General features: G+C 61.3%; 22 protein-coding genes. 21 read left to right on the top strand and 1 reads right to left on the bottom strand.

All coding sequences use genetic code 11. The features are described from left to right. The 21 genes from rplD to map all read left to right on the top strand — a co-directional run bounded on the left by rplD (position 1) and on the right by map (position 11969). The gene (rplD, locus tag VLA65_RS06360) at positions 1-618 is read left to right on the top strand and encodes a 50S ribosomal protein L4 (RefSeq protein WP_059387361.1); all 618 of its coding nucleotides are present in this window, start codon (positions 1-3) and stop codon (positions 616-618) included. Continuing rightward, positions 615-920: a 50S ribosomal protein L23 gene (gene rplW / locus VLA65_RS06355; protein WP_059387362.1), complete on the top strand. Its 306-nt coding sequence runs from the start codon at positions 615-617 to the stop codon at positions 918-920. Before rplD ends, rplW begins: the two co-directional genes overlap by 4 nt. A gap of 29 nt (positions 921-949) precedes the next feature. Continuing rightward, complete coding sequence (rplB, locus tag VLA65_RS06350; protein ID WP_028265104.1) at positions 950-1789, top strand: 50S ribosomal protein L2; 840 nt, start codon at positions 950-952, stop codon at positions 1787-1789. A gap of 12 nt (positions 1790-1801) precedes the next feature. Then, positions 1802-2083: a 30S ribosomal protein S19 gene (rpsS, locus tag VLA65_RS06345; protein WP_018773666.1), complete on the top strand. Its 282-nt coding sequence runs from the start codon at positions 1802-1804 to the stop codon at positions 2081-2083. 38 nt (positions 2084-2121) lie between these two features. After that, positions 2122-2487, top strand: coding sequence for a 50S ribosomal protein L22 (gene rplV, locus VLA65_RS06340; RefSeq protein WP_028265103.1), 366 nt, complete (start codon positions 2122-2124; stop codon positions 2485-2487). Continuing rightward, entirely contained in the window at positions 2488-3324 is an 837-nt protein-coding gene (gene rpsC, locus VLA65_RS06335) for a 30S ribosomal protein S3 (RefSeq protein ID WP_028265102.1), read from the top strand. Beyond that, a complete protein-coding gene (rplP, locus tag VLA65_RS06330; RefSeq protein WP_028265101.1) occupies positions 3325-3741 on the top strand; it encodes a 50S ribosomal protein L16 in 417 nt (138 codons plus the stop codon). A gap of 2 nt (positions 3742-3743) precedes the next feature. Continuing rightward, positions 3744-4067 carry a 50S ribosomal protein L29 gene (rpmC, locus tag VLA65_RS06325; RefSeq protein WP_059387364.1) on the top strand — a complete coding sequence of 108 codons (324 nt, stop codon included), beginning with the start codon at positions 3744-3746 and terminating at the stop codon, positions 4065-4067. Further along, entirely contained in the window at positions 4064-4363 is a 300-nt protein-coding gene (gene rpsQ, locus VLA65_RS06320; RefSeq protein WP_059387365.1) for a 30S ribosomal protein S17, read from the top strand. Before rpmC ends, rpsQ begins: the two co-directional genes overlap by 4 nt. Before the next feature lie 347 nt (positions 4364-4710). After that, complete coding sequence (rplN, locus tag VLA65_RS06315) at positions 4711-5079, top strand: 50S ribosomal protein L14 (protein WP_003803789.1); 369 nt, start codon at positions 4711-4713, stop codon at positions 5077-5079. 3 nt (positions 5080-5082) lie between these two features. Then, on the top strand, positions 5083-5445 hold the full coding sequence (gene rplX / locus VLA65_RS06310) for a 50S ribosomal protein L24 (RefSeq protein ID WP_059387366.1): 363 nt from the start codon (positions 5083-5085) through the stop codon (positions 5443-5445). After that, a complete protein-coding gene (gene rplE / locus VLA65_RS06305) occupies positions 5445-6023 on the top strand; it encodes a 50S ribosomal protein L5 (RefSeq protein ID WP_059387367.1) in 579 nt (192 codons plus the stop codon). The genes rplX and rplE overlap by 1 nt, the downstream gene beginning before the upstream one ends. Before the next feature lie 77 nt (positions 6024-6100). Then, complete coding sequence (rpsH, locus tag VLA65_RS06300; RefSeq protein ID WP_028265096.1) at positions 6101-6499, top strand: 30S ribosomal protein S8; 399 nt, start codon at positions 6101-6103, stop codon at positions 6497-6499. 18 nt (positions 6500-6517) lie between these two features. Beyond that, on the top strand, positions 6518-7054 hold the full coding sequence (gene rplF, locus VLA65_RS06295; RefSeq protein WP_059387368.1) for a 50S ribosomal protein L6: 537 nt from the start codon (positions 6518-6520) through the stop codon (positions 7052-7054). A gap of 3 nt (positions 7055-7057) precedes the next feature. Continuing rightward, complete coding sequence (gene rplR / locus VLA65_RS06290; RefSeq protein WP_059387369.1) at positions 7058-7441, top strand: 50S ribosomal protein L18; 384 nt, start codon at positions 7058-7060, stop codon at positions 7439-7441. Between the two features lie 29 nt (positions 7442-7470). Next, positions 7471-8142, top strand: a complete 672-nt coding sequence (gene rpsE, locus VLA65_RS06285) for a 30S ribosomal protein S5 (protein WP_171983517.1) — start codon at positions 7471-7473, stop codon at positions 8140-8142. A gap of 2 nt (positions 8143-8144) precedes the next feature. Continuing rightward, entirely contained in the window at positions 8145-8351 is a 207-nt protein-coding gene (gene rpmD / locus VLA65_RS06280; RefSeq protein ID WP_059387371.1) for a 50S ribosomal protein L30, read from the top strand. Continuing rightward, positions 8351-8845, top strand: coding sequence for a 50S ribosomal protein L15 (gene rplO, locus VLA65_RS06275; RefSeq protein ID WP_284991834.1), 495 nt, complete (start codon positions 8351-8353; stop codon positions 8843-8845). Before rpmD ends, rplO begins: the two co-directional genes overlap by 1 nt. A gap of 187 nt (positions 8846-9032) precedes the next feature. Beyond that, positions 9033-10343, top strand: coding sequence for a preprotein translocase subunit SecY (gene secY, locus VLA65_RS06270; RefSeq protein ID WP_059387373.1), 1311 nt, complete (start codon positions 9033-9035; stop codon positions 10341-10343). Positions 10344-10348: 5 nt separating this feature from the next. Next, positions 10349-10918 (top strand): adenylate kinase, encoded by a 570-nt coding sequence (locus VLA65_RS06265; protein ID WP_284991857.1) that lies wholly within the window; start codon positions 10349-10351, stop codon positions 10916-10918. Positions 10919-11141: 223 nt separating this feature from the next. Further along, entirely contained in the window at positions 11142-11969 is an 828-nt protein-coding gene (gene map / locus VLA65_RS06260; RefSeq protein ID WP_307052493.1) for a type I methionyl aminopeptidase, read from the top strand. 114 nt (positions 11970-12083) lie between these two features. Here map and VLA65_RS06255 read toward each other — a convergent pair whose 3' ends face one another. Then, positions 12084-13430 (bottom strand): ABC transporter substrate-binding protein, encoded by a 1347-nt coding sequence (locus VLA65_RS06255; protein WP_059387375.1) that lies wholly within the window; start codon positions 13428-13430, stop codon positions 12084-12086. Positions 13431-13435 lie beyond the last annotated feature (5 nt).

Raw genomic sequence — 13435 nt, 5'->3', positions numbered from 1 at the left:
ATGACTAGCACTGTCAAGGTAGACCTGCCTGCAGAGATCTTCGACGTCCAGACCAACGTGCCGCTGCTGCACCAGGTCGTCGTCGCACAGCTCGCTGCTGCTCGCCAGGGTACCCACAAGACCAAGACCCGCGCCGAAGTTTCCGGTGCAGGCCGCAAGCCGTTCAAGCAGAAGGGCACCGGCCGCGCCCGTCAGGGTTCCATCCGTGCTCCTCACATGACCGGTGGTGGCATCGTCCACGGCCCGACGCCGCGTGACTACAGCCAGCGGACACCCAAGAAGATGAAGGCTGCCGCACTGCGTGGCGCCCTGTCCGACCGCGCCCGTAACGGCCGCATCCACGTCGTTTCTGAACTGGTTGCCGGCACCAAGCCGTCCTCCAAGGCAGCACTGGCCGCGTTGCGTGCAGTCTCCGAGCGTCGGAACCTGCTCGTTGTTATCGAGCGCGCCAACGATGTTGCCGCACTTTCCGTGCGCAACCTCGCAGATGTTCACGTTCTGTACGCAGACCAGCTGAACACCTACGACGTGCTGGTTTCCGACGACGTTGTCTTCACCAAGGCTGCGTTCGAGGCTTTCATCGCTGACAAGGCAAAGAACGAGGAGGATGCCAAGTGAGTGCAGCCACCATCAAAGACCCGCGCGACGTCGTCATTGCACCCGTCGTTTCGGAAAAGAGCTACGGCCTGATCGACGAGGGCAAGTACACCTTCCTGGTGGACCCCCGCTCGAACAAGACCGAGATCAAGCTGGCCGTGGAGAAGATTTTCTCCGTCAAGGTCGAATCGATCAACACCATCAACCGTGCCGGTAAGCGCAAGCGGACCAAATTCGGCTGGGGACAGCGCAAGAGCACCAAGCGTGCAATTGTCACCCTCAAAGAAGGCACAATCGACATCTTCGGCGGTCCGCTCGCGTAGCGGAGACCACTTTAACGAGGAAATGAATTATGGGAATCCGTAAATACAAGCCGACTACCCCGGGCCGTCGCGGCTCGAGCGTAGCCGACTTCTCCGAAATCACGCGATCGACTCCGGAAAAGTCGTTGCTGCGTCCGCTGCACAAGACTGGCGGCCGTAACAACACCGGTAAGATCACTACCCGTCACAAGGGTGGTGGCCACAAGCGCCAGTACCGTCTGATCGACTTCCGTCGCCACGACAAGGACGGCGTCAACGCCCGCGTTGCCGAAATCGAGTACGATCCGAACCGCACGGCTCGCATCGCCCTCCTGCACTACGTTGATGGCACCAAGCGTTACATCATCGCCCCGAACAAGCTGTCCCAGGGTGACTTCGTCGAGGCTGGCCCCGACGCTGACATCAAGCCGGGCAACAACTTGCCGCTGCGCAACATCCCGGTTGGTACCACCATCCACGCAGTTGAACTGCGTCCGGGTGGCGGCGCCAAGATGGCCCGTTCCGCAGGTGCTTCGGTTCAGCTCGTCGCCAAGGAAGGCCGTTTCGCCCAGCTGCGTCTGCCCTCCGGTGAAATCCGCAACGTTGACGTGCGCTGCCGCGCAACCGTCGGCGAGGTCGGCAACGCCGAGCAGTCGAACATCAACTGGGGTAAGGCCGGCCGTATGCGCTGGAAGGGCGTTCGCCCGACCGTCCGTGGTGTCGCCATGAACCCGGTCGATCACCCGCACGGTGGTGGTGAAGGTAAGACTTCCGGTGGACGTCACCCGGTCAACCCGAACGGTAAGCGTGAAGGCCGCACCCGCCGCCCCAACAAAGAGAGCGACAAGCTTATTGTTCGTCGCCGCCGTACTGGCAAGAACAAGCGATAGGAGCCTGGACACATGCCACGCAGCCTGAAAAAAGGTCCTTTCGTAGACCAGCACCTCTTTGTGAAGGTCGCCAGGGAAAACGAAAAGGGCACCAAGAACGTCATCAAGACCTGGTCCCGCCGTTCGATGATCGTCCCGGACATGCTGGGTCACACGATTGCCGTTCACGACGGACGCAAGCACATTCCGGTGTTTGTCACTGAGTCGATGGTCGGGCACAAGCTCGGCGAATTCGCTCCCACGCGGACATTCCGCGGCCATGTCAAGGACGACCGTAAGGGCAAGCGCCGCTAAGGCGCTCGCTCTACGGCTAAGACGAGAGAAGGAAAGCAATGGAAGCCAAGGCTATTGCGCGTCACATCCGCGTAACGCCTATGAAGGCCCGGCGCGTCGTCAACCTTGTTCGTGGTAAGCAAGCGAATGAGGCTCTGGCAATTCTGAAGTTCGCCGAACAGGCAGCTTCGGAGCCGGTATTCAAGGTAGTTCAGTCGGCAATGGCAAACGCACGGGTCCTCGCGGACCGCGACGGCGTTGCCTTTGACGAAGGAGACCTCTACATCAGCGAAGCGTTTGTTGATGAAGGCCCGACCATGAAGCGGTTCCAGCCGCGTGCTCAGGGTCGCGCATTTCAGATCAAGAAGCGCACGAGCCACATCACCGTGGTAGTCGCTACCCCGGAGAAAGAGGAGGCTCGCTAAGTGGGACAGAAAGTAAACCCGCACGGGTTCCGACTCGGCATCACCACCGATCACGTATCGCACTGGTTTGCTGACAGCACCAAGGCTGGCCAGCGGTACAAGGACTTCGTTCGCGAAGACATCCGCATCCGCCAGCTCATGTCCACGGGCATGGAGCGCGCTGGCATCGCCAAGGTCGAAATCGAGCGCACCCGTGACCGTGTCCGCGTGGACATCCACACGGCCCGCCCGGGTATCGTCATCGGCCGCCGCGGCGCAGAAGCAGACCGCATTCGCGGCGAGCTCGAAAAGCTCACCGGCAAGCAGGTCCAGCTGAACATCCTCGAGGTCAAGAACCCCGAGATGGAAGCCCAGCTTGTTGCCCAGGGCGTTGCTGAGCAGCTGACTTCCCGCGTGGCTTTCCGCCGTGCGATGAAGAAGGCCATGCAGTCCGCACAGCGTGCGGGTGCCAAGGGTATCCGTATTGCTTGCTCCGGTCGACTGGGTGGCGCAGAAATGTCCCGCTCGGAGTTCTACCGCGAAGGCCGTGTGCCCCTGCACACCCTGCGTGCGAACATCGACTACGGCTTCTACGAAGCCAAGACCACCTTCGGCCGCATCGGCGTGAAGGTCTGGATCTACAAGGGCGACGTCACTGCCAAGGAACTGGCTCAGCAGGCAGCTGCTGCTCCGTCCCGCGGCCGTGGTCCGAGCGACCGCCCGGGCCGCCCGGGTGGCGCCGACCGTGGTGACCGCCGTCGTCGTACCGACCGTCCGGCAGCTGACGCAGCACCTGTTGCTGCAGAGGCTCCGGCAGCTGAAGCTGCTGCTCCCGCAGCAGAAGGAGGACAGGCTTAAATGCTTATCCCACGTCGAGTCAAGCACCGTAAGCAGCACCACCCGGGTCGTTCCGGCGCTGCAACGGGCGGCACCAAGGTCACCTTCGGTGAGTACGGCATCCAGGCGCTGAGCCCGGCCTACGTCACGAACCGTCAGATCGAGTCTGCCCGTATCGCGATGACCCGCCACATCAAGCGTGGCGGTAAGGTCTGGATCAACATTTATCCGGACCGTCCGCTGACGAAGAAGCCGGCCGAAACCCGCATGGGTTCCGGTAAGGGTTCTCCGGAATGGTGGGTCGCAAACGTCAAGCCGGGCCGCGTTCTCTTCGAGCTCGCCGGTGTCAATGAAGAGGTAGCTCGCGAGGCACTGCGCCTGGCAATCCACAAGCTGCCGTTGAAGGCACGCATTGTGCGTCGCGAAGGTGGTGAATAGAAATGGCAGTAGGGTCGAAGGATCTCGCACCCGCACAGCTGGACGGTTTCGACAACGAGCGTCTCGTTGAAGAACTCCGCAAGTCCAAGGAAGAGCTGTTCAACCTGCGTTTCCAGTCCGCCACCGGACAGCTGGAGAACCACGGTCGTCTGCGCGCGGTAAAGAAGGACATCGCACGCATCTACACCGTTCTCCGTGAGCGCGAGCTGGGCATTCGTGCCGAGGTTGCCGCACCGGTTGTGGAAGCCAAGGAAGAAAAGAAGTCCAAGAAGGCAGAAGCCAAGGCTGAGAAGGCCGAAGCCGAGGCTGGAGAGGACGCCAAGTGAGCGAACAGAAGGAAACTGTGACGGAAGCAGCAGCCAGCGCTGAACAGCGCGGTTACCGTAAGACGCGTCGCGGCTACGTTGTCTCTGACAAGATGGAAAAGACCATCGTTGTTCAGGTTGAAGACCGCGTGAAGCACGCTCTGTACGGCAAGGTCATTCGCCGCACCTCGAAGATCAAGGCTCACGACGAGCAAAACACCGCCGGCATCGGCGACCTCGTTCTGATCTCTGAGACCCGCCCGCTGTCCGCTACAAAGCGGTGGCGCCTGGTCGAGATCCTCGAAAAGGCTAAGTAATCCCGCGCCGGGCTTTGTCCGGCAGCGATATGGATTGGTGGAAGGCCCGTATTCCGGAAGGAATGCGGGCCTTTCCGCGTTTCGGTCCTTAGCATAAAACGTGCTAGGATATTGAGTTTGTATGGCGCCAGTTGTGCGTCAACAACCACCTCGTAAACAATCGTGCCGCGGCATACTGCCCCGCGCAGTTATTTCCGCAAGGGAAGCTGATGCTGGCGGCACGGGAGTTTAGGCCTGCACTGGCAAAATCCAGGCAGGTCAAGAGACACCCCGATCAACCGTTCCGCAAGGCTCATTCCGTATGCTCCATTTCGGTCTGAGAACCGGCGCGACGCAAGGAGTAAAAATTGATTCAGCAGGAGTCGCGACTGAAGGTCGCCGACAACACGGGTGCTAAGGAAATCCTTACCATTCGCGTTCTCGGTGGATCCGGCCGTCGCTACGCAGGCATTGGCGACGTCATTGTCGCAACCGTCAAGGACGCTATCCCGGGCGGCAACGTAAAGAAGGGTGACGTCGTCAAGGCTGTCATCGTTCGTACCAAGAAGGAACGCCGCCGTGCGGATGGTTCCTACATCAAGTTTGACGAGAACGCAGCTGTGATTCTGAAGAACGACGGCGACCCCCGCGGTACCCGTATCTTCGGCCCGGTTGGTCGTGAACTGCGTGACAAGAAGTTCATGAAGATCGTTTCGCTGGCTCCGGAGGTGCTGTAACCCATGGGTGCAAAGATCAAGAAGGGTGACCTGGTTCAGGTCATCACCGGCGCCAAGCAGGAACGTGGCGGCGACCGTGGCAAGCAGGGCAAGGTTCTTCGCGTGTTCACCGAGACCAACCGCGTCCTGGTAGAAGGCATCAACCGAGTCACCAAGCACACCAAGGTCGGTCAGTCGCAGCGCGGCACCAAGACCGGTGGCATCGAGGTCGTTGAGGCCCCGATCCACGTCTCCAACGTTGCTCTTGTTGACCCCTCGACCAAGAAGCCGACCCGCGTTGGTTTCCGTCTCGAGACCGTTGAGAAGGACGGCGTCTCCAAGTCCGTCCGTGTCCGCGTGTCCAAGGCATCCGGGAAGGACATCTAATGACTGAGACTCTCGAGACTCCAGCGAAGATCGTTCCGCGTCTGAAGACGAAGTACGCCGATTCCATCAAGCAGACCCTGGTTGAGGAATTCAAGTACGAGAACGTGAACCAGGTTCCCCGCCTGGTGAAGGTTGTTGTGAACATGGGTGTTGGAGATGCCGCCAAGGACTCCAAGCTGATCGACGGCGCTGTCCGCGACCTCACCCTGATCACCGGCCAGAAGCCGCAGGTAACCAAGGCCCGCAAGTCGATCGCCCAGTTCAAGCTGCGCGAAGGCATGCCCATCGGCGCACACGCAACTCTGCGTGGGGACCGTATGTGGGAATTCGTGGACCGCCTCGTGACCCTCGCCCTGCCCCGTATCCGCGACTTCCGCGGCCTTAACGGCAAGCAGTTCGACGGCAACGGCAACTACACCTTCGGTCTGACCGAGCAGGTTATGTTCCACGAAATCGACCAGGACTCCATCGACCGCGTTCGCGGTATGGACATCACGGTTGTCACCACTGCAAAGACCGATGACGAAGGCCGTGCGCTGCTCAAGGCACTTGGCTTCCCGTTCAAATCCGAAGACTAACAACTACGTAGTAGGTCCGGCCGCGGCTGCTTTGCAGCCAACGCGGAAACCATTACGAGGAAGGGCAAGAGCCCACAATGACTATGACAGATCCTGTCGCAGACATGCTTACGCGTCTGCGCAACGCCAACTCGGCATACCACGACACCGTGAGCATGCCGTACAGCAAGCTCAAGGCACGCGTTGCCGACATCCTGAAGGCAGAAGGCTACATCGCTGCTTGGAAGGAAGAGGAAGCCGAAGTCGGCAAGAAGCTGACCATCGACCTCAAGTTCGGTCCGAACCGCGAGCGTTCGATTGCTGGTGTCCGCCGCATTTCCAAGCCTGGTCTCCGCGTTTACGCGAAGTCCACTAACCTGCCTCACGTGCTGGGTGGCCTGGGTATCGCAATCCTGTCCACCTCTTCCGGCCTCCTGACTGACAAGCAGGCCGGCAAGAAGGGCGTGGGCGGCGAAGTCCTCGCGTACGTCTGGTAACGGGAAAGGAAGAGAATAATGTCACGTATTGGACGTCTCCCCATCACCGTTCCTGCCGGCGTTGAAGTTAAGGTTGATGGCTCTGTCATCAACGTCAAGGGCACCAAAGGCGAGCTGAGCCACACTGTAGCCAGCCCGATCGAGGTCACCCTGGACGAAAGCACCTTGACTGTCACCCGCCCGAACGACGAGCGCGCTTCGCGTTCCCTGCACGGCCTGACCCGCACCCTGATCGCGAACATGATCGAGGGCGTCACCAAGGGCTACGAAAAGAAGCTCGAAATCGTTGGTACCGGTTACCGCGTTCAGGCCAAGGGTTCTGACCTTGAGTTCGCTCTCGGCTTCAGCCACCCGGTCAATGTCTCCGCTCCGGAAGGCATCACCTTCACGGTGGAGGGGCCGACCAAGCTCTCCGTCGCTGGTATCTCCAAGCAGCAGGTCGGCGAGGTTGCTGCCAACATTCGCAAGCTGCGCAAGCCCGACCCCTACAAGGGCAAGGGTGTCCGTTACGCCGGCGAAGTTATCCGCCGCAAGGTCGGAAAGGCTGGTAAGTAAACCATGGCCATCGCAATTAACAAGAAGCGTACGAACAAGAGCAAGTCTGCTGCACGCAGCCGTCGCCAGCTTCGTATCCGCAAGCGCATCACCGGCACGGCTGTTCGTCCTCGTCTGGTCGTCAACCGCTCCGCACGCCACATCTTCGTCCAGGTTGTCGATGACAGCAAGGGTGTAACCGTGGCTTACGCTTCCACTTTGGAAGCTGACCTTCGTGCATTCGACGGCGACAAGACTGCCAAGGCCAAGCGCGTCGGCGAGCTCGTTGCCGGGCGTGCCAAGGCTGCAGGCATCGAAGCTGTTGTCTTCGACCGCGGTGGTAACAAGTACCACGGCCGGATCGCCGCCGTCGCTGACGGCGCACGTGAAGGTGGGCTGGCACTGTGACCGTTGAGAATAACGAAAAGGACATTCAGGTGACTGAAGCTGCAGCTGCTGAGGCAACTGAGACTGCTGCTGCCACCGACGACCGCCGCGGCGGCCGTCGTGGCGAGCGTGGTGACCGTGGCCAGGGCCGCGGCGACCGTGGTGGCCGTGGTGGCCGCGACGGCGGTCGCGAGGCCGAGAAGAGCCAGTTCGTAGAGCGCGTTGTAACCATCAACCGTGTTGCCAAGGTCGTCAAGGGTGGTCGTCGCTTCAGCTTCACCGCCCTGGTCGTCGTCGGTGACGGCAACGGCCTGGTTGGCGTCGGCTACGGCAAGGCGAAGGAAGTTCCGGCAGCTATCGCGAAGGGCGTTGAAGAGGCTAAGAAGTCCTTCTTCCGCGTTCCCCGCGTTGGCAACACCATCCCGCACCGCGTGCAGGGTGAGGCCGCAGCAGGCGTTGTCATGCTGCGTCCGGCTTCCCCGGGTACCGGTGTTATCGCCGGTGGTCCGGTCCGCGCGGTACTGGAATGCGTCGGTATCCACGACGTTCTCTCCAAGTCGCTCGGTTCCTCGAACGCCATCAACATCGTTCACGCGACTGTTGACGCCCTGAAGCGACTGGAAGAGCCCGCTTCCGTGGCAGCCCGCCGTGGCCTGCCGCTGGACGAGGTTGCTCCTGCTGCTCTGGTGCGCGCACTCCAGAACCAGAAGGCAGGTGTCTAGTCATGGCTAAGAACCTGACTCCCTCCGACGCTCAGTTGGAGATCACCCAGATCAAGGGCGTCATCGGCGCCAAGCAGAACCAGCGTGAGACCCTGCGGTCCCTCGGCCTCAAGCGCATCGGACACACTGTTGTCCGTACCGCTGATGCCGTAACCGTTGGAATGCTCAACACGGTTCCGCACCTCGTGAATGTAGAGGAGGCGAAGTAATGGCCGAGAACAAAACCGCCGATAAGGCAGAGAACGTGGCTGCCGACAAGCAGAACACTCTGAAGGTCCACCACCTGCGTCCCGCCCCCGGTGCCAAGACTGCCAAGACCCGTGTTGGTCGTGGTGAAGGCTCCAAGGGTAAGACCGCAGGTCGCGGTACCAAGGGTACGAAGGCCCGCTACCAGGTCAAGGCTGGCTTTGCCGGCGGCCAGTTGCCGCTGCACATGCGCCTGCCGAAGCTTCGCGGCTTCAAGAACCCGTTCCGGGTTGAGTTCCAGGTTGTAAACCTGGACAAGCTCAACGAGCTGTTCCCGGAAGGTGGCGCTGTCACCGTCGAGTCCCTGGTTGAGAAGGGTGCCGTTCGCAAGAACCAGCCCGTCAAGGTGCTGGGCACCGGCGACATCACCGTCAAGGTTGACGTCACCGCCCACGCTTTCTCCTCCAGCGCAGCTGAGAAGATCGCAGCAGCAGGCGGAACCACCACTGCCCTCTAAGGGCTCTGGGCTATCGCTCGCTGTAAAAAGACTCCCGGTGCGGAGGGCTTCGGCCCCCTGCTCCGGGAGTTTTTTGATATGGCGCGCACCCCTCGATTGTTCGCATGGCGCATCAAACCGTTAGACTCGGGTGTTGGGTTTCAATGACCCCTTTCGACACCCTTGGACTTTTAACTCAGGAGGACGCTTGCTAAGCGCATTCGGCCGGGCATTTCGGACGCCTGATCTGCGACGCAAGTTGTTGTTCACGCTGGGAATCATCACAATCTTCCGCTTGGGAGCTTTTATCCCCTCGCCTGGTGTGAGCTACCAAAATGTTCAGCAATGTTTGTCAAGCAATCAGGACCAGGGCGGCCTCTACCAGCTCGTCAACCTGTTCAGCGGTGGTGCACTGCTGCAGGTTTCGATCTTTGCCCTGGGGATCATGCCGTACATCACGGCGAGCATCATCGTGCAGCTGCTCCGCGTGGTCATTCCGCGGTTCCAGCAGCTGTATGACGAAGGTGCCTCGGGCCAGTCGAAGCTGACGCAGTACACGCGTTATCTGACCATTGCGCTGGGCCTGCTGAACGCCACCACGCTGGTGTCCCTGGCACGCTCCGGACAGCTGCTGCCGAACTGCCAGCTGCCGATCATCCCCGACACGAGCATCATCGCCACGATCCTCGTGGTCATCACCTTGACGGCCGGTACAGGCCTCATCATGTGGATGGGCGAACTGGTTACCGAGAAGGGCGTGGGCAACGGCATGTCCCTGCTCATCTTCACCTCCATCGCTGCCGGCTTCCCGACCTCGCTCGGTGCCATCTGGAACTCCAAGGGACCGGGCACCTTCTTCACGGTGTTGGCGATCGGCCTCGTAACCGTCGCGCTCGTGGTCTTCGTGGAGCAGTCCCAGCGGCGCATTCCGGTCCAGTACGCCAAGCGTATGATCGGCCGGCGCACCGTGGGCGGCACCAGCACCTATATCCCCATCAAGGTGAACATGGCCGGCGTCGTGCCTGTCATCTTTGCCTCCTCGATGCTCTACCTGCCGGGGCTGATTGCACAGTTCAACCAGCCGAAGGCCGGAGAGTCCATCGCCCCGTGGGTTGAGTGGATCAACAACAACCTCACCAAGGGCGACCACCCCATCTACATGGCGCTGTATTTCGTCATGATTGTGTTCTTCACCTACTTCTACGTCGCGATCACCTTCAACCCTGAAGAGGTCTCGGACAACATGAAGAAGTACGGCGGGTTCATTCCGGGCATCCGGGCGGGTAAACCGACCGCGGACTACCTGCAGTACGTGCTTTCCAGGATCACCCTCCCCGGCGCCTTCTACTTGGGCTTCGTGGCGTTGATTCCGCTGGTCGCACTCGTCCTGATCAGCGCCAACCAGAACTTCCCGTTCGGTGGCACGTCGATTCTGATCATGGTGGGTGTGGGCCTGGAAACCGTCAAGCAGATTGATGCGCAGCTACAACAACGTCACTACGAAGGGCTTTTGCGATGACGAGAATGCTGATCATTGGACCCCCGGGTTCGGGCAAGGGAACCCAGGCTGAGCGGATTTCCGAGCGCTTGGGCGTAGTCGCCATCTCCACCGGCGACATCTTCCGTGCGAACGTCAAGGGCGAAACCCCGCTGGGTATCGAGGCAAAGAAGTACATGGACGCCGGCGATTTCGTTCCGGACAGCGTCACCAACAAGATGGTCCGCGACCGCCTGAGTGAGAGCGACGTCGAGAACGGCTTCCTGCTCGACGGCTACCCGCGCACCACCGCCCAGGTGGAATACCTGGACCGGATCCTCGCCGACACGGAAGAGAAGCTCGACGTCGTGCTTCAGCTGACGGCCGACGACGAGGAACTTGTTTCGCGTTTGCTGGGCCGTGCCAAGGAGACCGGGCGCTCGGATGACAACGAAGGCGTCATCCGCCACCGCCTGGACCTTTACCACGAGCAGACCGAGGCCGTCGTGGCCAAGTATGCCGAACGGGGCATCCTGACCCAGGTCGATGGCATTGGCGGCATCGACGAGGTCACGGATCGCGTCCTGTTGGCCATCGAGGCAGCCAAGGCGGTCTAGCCGCCGAACGACTGTTGAAGAGGGTGTGTCCCGCGCCGGAGCTGACTGCTCCCGTGCGGGACACGCCCTTTTTGCTTCCCCGTTTGAGCGCCTGAAATCAGAACCAATTCGGGGGCGTTTGTGGCTCCGGTTTCGGGCTGGGCCGCTGATGCGGGAAAATAGGAAGCCGGAGGGTGGTCTGGATCTGCAGCCCACCACAAGCAGCACACGACAAGAGGAGACCATGGCGTTCGGCCAGCCCCGCATCGAATACAAGACCAATGAGCAAATGCGCAAAATGCACGAGGCCGGATTGGTCCTCAGCAGAGCGCTCGACGCAGCCGTTGAAGCTGCGAAACCGGGCGTGACCACGCGCGAGATCGACGCCGTTTTCGCCGCGGTCCTCATCGACGCTGGAGCGAAGTCGAACTTCCTCGGATACCACGGCTTCCCCGCCACCATCTGCACATCCGTCAACGAGGAAGTGGTTCACGGCATCCCAGGCGACCGGGTCCTGCAGGATGGGGACATCATTTCGATTGATGGCGGGGCGATCGTTGACGGTTGGCACTCCGACTCCGCACGCACTGTGATAGTCGGCGCGGCGGATCCTGAAGATCAGCGGCTCTCGGATGTCACCCAAGCCGCCATGTGGCGCGGAATCGCTGCTTTGGCCAAAGGCAAGTTCGTCGGCGATATCGGCAACGCCGTGGACGACTACGTCTCCTCCGTCCCGGGAAAGCCGCTGGGCATCCTGGAAGACTACGTAGGCCACGGCATCGGCTCCGAGATGCACATGGCCCCTGACGTGTTGAACTACCGCACCACCCACCGAGGCCCGAAAATCAGGCCGGGACTGTGCCTTGCGATTGAGCCCATGCTCGTCCGCGGCAGCATCGAAACAGCAACCCTCGACGACGACTGGACTGTGGTGACCACTGACGGCAAGCGCTCGTGCCAGTGGGAGCACTCGGTCGCCGTCCACGAAAAGGGCATCTGGGTGCTTTCCGCGCCCGACGGCGGCGCGGAGCAGCTGGCGCCGCTCGGCGTCGTGCCCGTTCCGATTCCCTGATCAGACGCGGCTGCCCAACTGGCTCGCATTAGATGTCGTTCTGACGCGTCAAAACGACATTAATTGCAAGCTAGTTGGGCAGCGGGCAGCGGGCGGCACTCGGCGCGTTGAGCCTCAGCTCTTGAGCTTGGGCTTCACGTCCTTGGTGTAGATGCCATCGAGGGTTGTCTTGAGGTCCGTCATGGTGGCCTTCACGTCGCCCTGCTGGGTGAGGATCTTCGCAGCGGCCTTGGCCATTTCCTGATCGGCGCCGGGCAGGAATACGCGGGCGTTGTCCTGCACCTTGGTCACGGCGAGCTGGTCCATGGCCGTCTTGATTTGCGGAGTCTTGGCGAGGACTGCAGTCATGTCCGCGGAAACGCGGGTGGGCATGTAGCCGGTGGCAGCGGAGAATGCCGCCGTGTTCTCCGGTTCGGTCATGAATTTCAGGAAAGTGGCAGCCGCGAGCTGGACTTCCTTGCTGACGCCGCTGGGAATCCCGAGTCCCGCGCCGCCGGTGGGGCAGACGTTGGTCTCGGCCTTGGGGCCGCCCGGCAGGAAGCCGACGCCGACGTTGAACTTGGCGGACTTCAGCACGCCCAGCAGGTCTCCGGTGGAGGAGATCGTGGTGGACGTGATGCCTGCGGAAAAGTCGTCCGCGGCGTTCTTGGAGGAGACGCCGGCCCACTTGTCCTTGTAGATGGAGTCCTGGGCCCACTGCAGGGCCGTGACGGACTCGGTGGAGTCGCAGTTGAAGGTCCAGCCGTTGGACCAGCTGCCGCCCCAGCCCCACAGGTTGTTCTGCAGGGTCCAGCCGGCGTATCCGGCAAGGGCCGGGTAGATGTAGGCGTACTTAGCGCCCGAGCTTGCCTGGAGCTTGGGGGCCCACTCGGCGAACTCCTGCCAGGTCTTGGGAGCCCGGTCCGGAAGGCCGGCGGCCTTGAAGTGGTCCTTGTTGTAGTAGAAGAGCGGGGTGGAGCGGCCGTAGGGGAGCGCCCACTGCTTGTTGGCGTACTGGTAGTCCGCGACGAGGGACTTCTGGAAGTCGTCAATCTTGACGTCCAGCTGCTTGATGAGTCCGTCCAACGGGATGATATTGCCGTTGGTGTAGTAGCGGAACCACCAGACGTCGGAGAGCACCACGAGGCCGGGGAGGGCCGACTTCGCTGCCTGCGAGGTCTGGAACTTCTGCGCGATTTCCTCGTAGTTGGCGCCCGCCGTCACGAGGTTCACCTTGATGTCCGGGAACTTCGCCTGGAACTTGTCGATGATGGATTGCTCGACGGCCTGGGACTGCCCGGGGTGGCTGGTCCAAAAGTCGAAGGAGCCGGCCGGCTTGACCCCCGTGAAGTCGATGTCCGAGGGGCTGCTGCTCGTTGCGCTGCCGCCCGTCGACGGACCGCCGCATGCTGCAAGGGCGGCGGCGCCGACTCCGAGTCCGGCGAGCCCCAGGAAGTTTCTACGATCAAGATTCATTGCCATGGTTG

This window comes from Arthrobacter sp. S2(2024) (assembly GCF_036662515.1).
Lineage (GTDB): Bacteria > Actinomycetota > Actinomycetes > Actinomycetales > Micrococcaceae > Arthrobacter.
This window is presented reverse-complemented; position numbering and strand designations above follow the sequence as displayed.

Coding starts and splice junctions, on each gene's coding strand:
- rplD (WP_059387361.1), top strand. CDS start 1: ATGACTAGCACTGTCAAGGTAGACCTGCCTGCAGAGATCTTCGACGTC.
- rplB (WP_028265104.1), top strand. CDS start 950: ATGGGAATCCGTAAATACAAGCCGACTACCCCGGGCCGTCGCGGCTCG.
- rpsS (WP_018773666.1), top strand. CDS start 1,802: ATGCCACGCAGCCTGAAAAAAGGTCCTTTCGTAGACCAGCACCTCTTT.
- rplV (WP_028265103.1), top strand. CDS start 2,122: ATGGAAGCCAAGGCTATTGCGCGTCACATCCGCGTAACGCCTATGAAG.
- rplP (WP_028265101.1), top strand. CDS start 3,325: ATGCTTATCCCACGTCGAGTCAAGCACCGTAAGCAGCACCACCCGGGT.
- rpmC (WP_059387364.1), top strand. CDS start 3,744: ATGGCAGTAGGGTCGAAGGATCTCGCACCCGCACAGCTGGACGGTTTC.
- rplX (WP_059387366.1), top strand. CDS start 5,083: ATGGGTGCAAAGATCAAGAAGGGTGACCTGGTTCAGGTCATCACCGGC.
- rplE (WP_059387367.1), top strand. CDS start 5,445: ATGACTGAGACTCTCGAGACTCCAGCGAAGATCGTTCCGCGTCTGAAG.
- rpsH (WP_028265096.1), top strand. CDS start 6,101: ATGACTATGACAGATCCTGTCGCAGACATGCTTACGCGTCTGCGCAAC.
- rplF (WP_059387368.1), top strand. CDS start 6,518: ATGTCACGTATTGGACGTCTCCCCATCACCGTTCCTGCCGGCGTTGAA.
- rplR (WP_059387369.1), top strand. CDS start 7,058: ATGGCCATCGCAATTAACAAGAAGCGTACGAACAAGAGCAAGTCTGCT.
- rpmD (WP_059387371.1), top strand. CDS start 8,145: ATGGCTAAGAACCTGACTCCCTCCGACGCTCAGTTGGAGATCACCCAG.
- rplO (WP_284991834.1), top strand. CDS start 8,351: ATGGCCGAGAACAAAACCGCCGATAAGGCAGAGAACGTGGCTGCCGAC.
- VLA65_RS06265 (WP_284991857.1), top strand. CDS start 10,349: ATGCTGATCATTGGACCCCCGGGTTCGGGCAAGGGAACCCAGGCTGAG.
- map (WP_307052493.1), top strand. CDS start 11,142: ATGGCGTTCGGCCAGCCCCGCATCGAATACAAGACCAATGAGCAAATG.
- VLA65_RS06255 (WP_059387375.1), bottom strand. CDS start 13,430: ATGGCAATGAATCTTGATCGTAGAAACTTCCTGGGGCTCGCCGGACTC.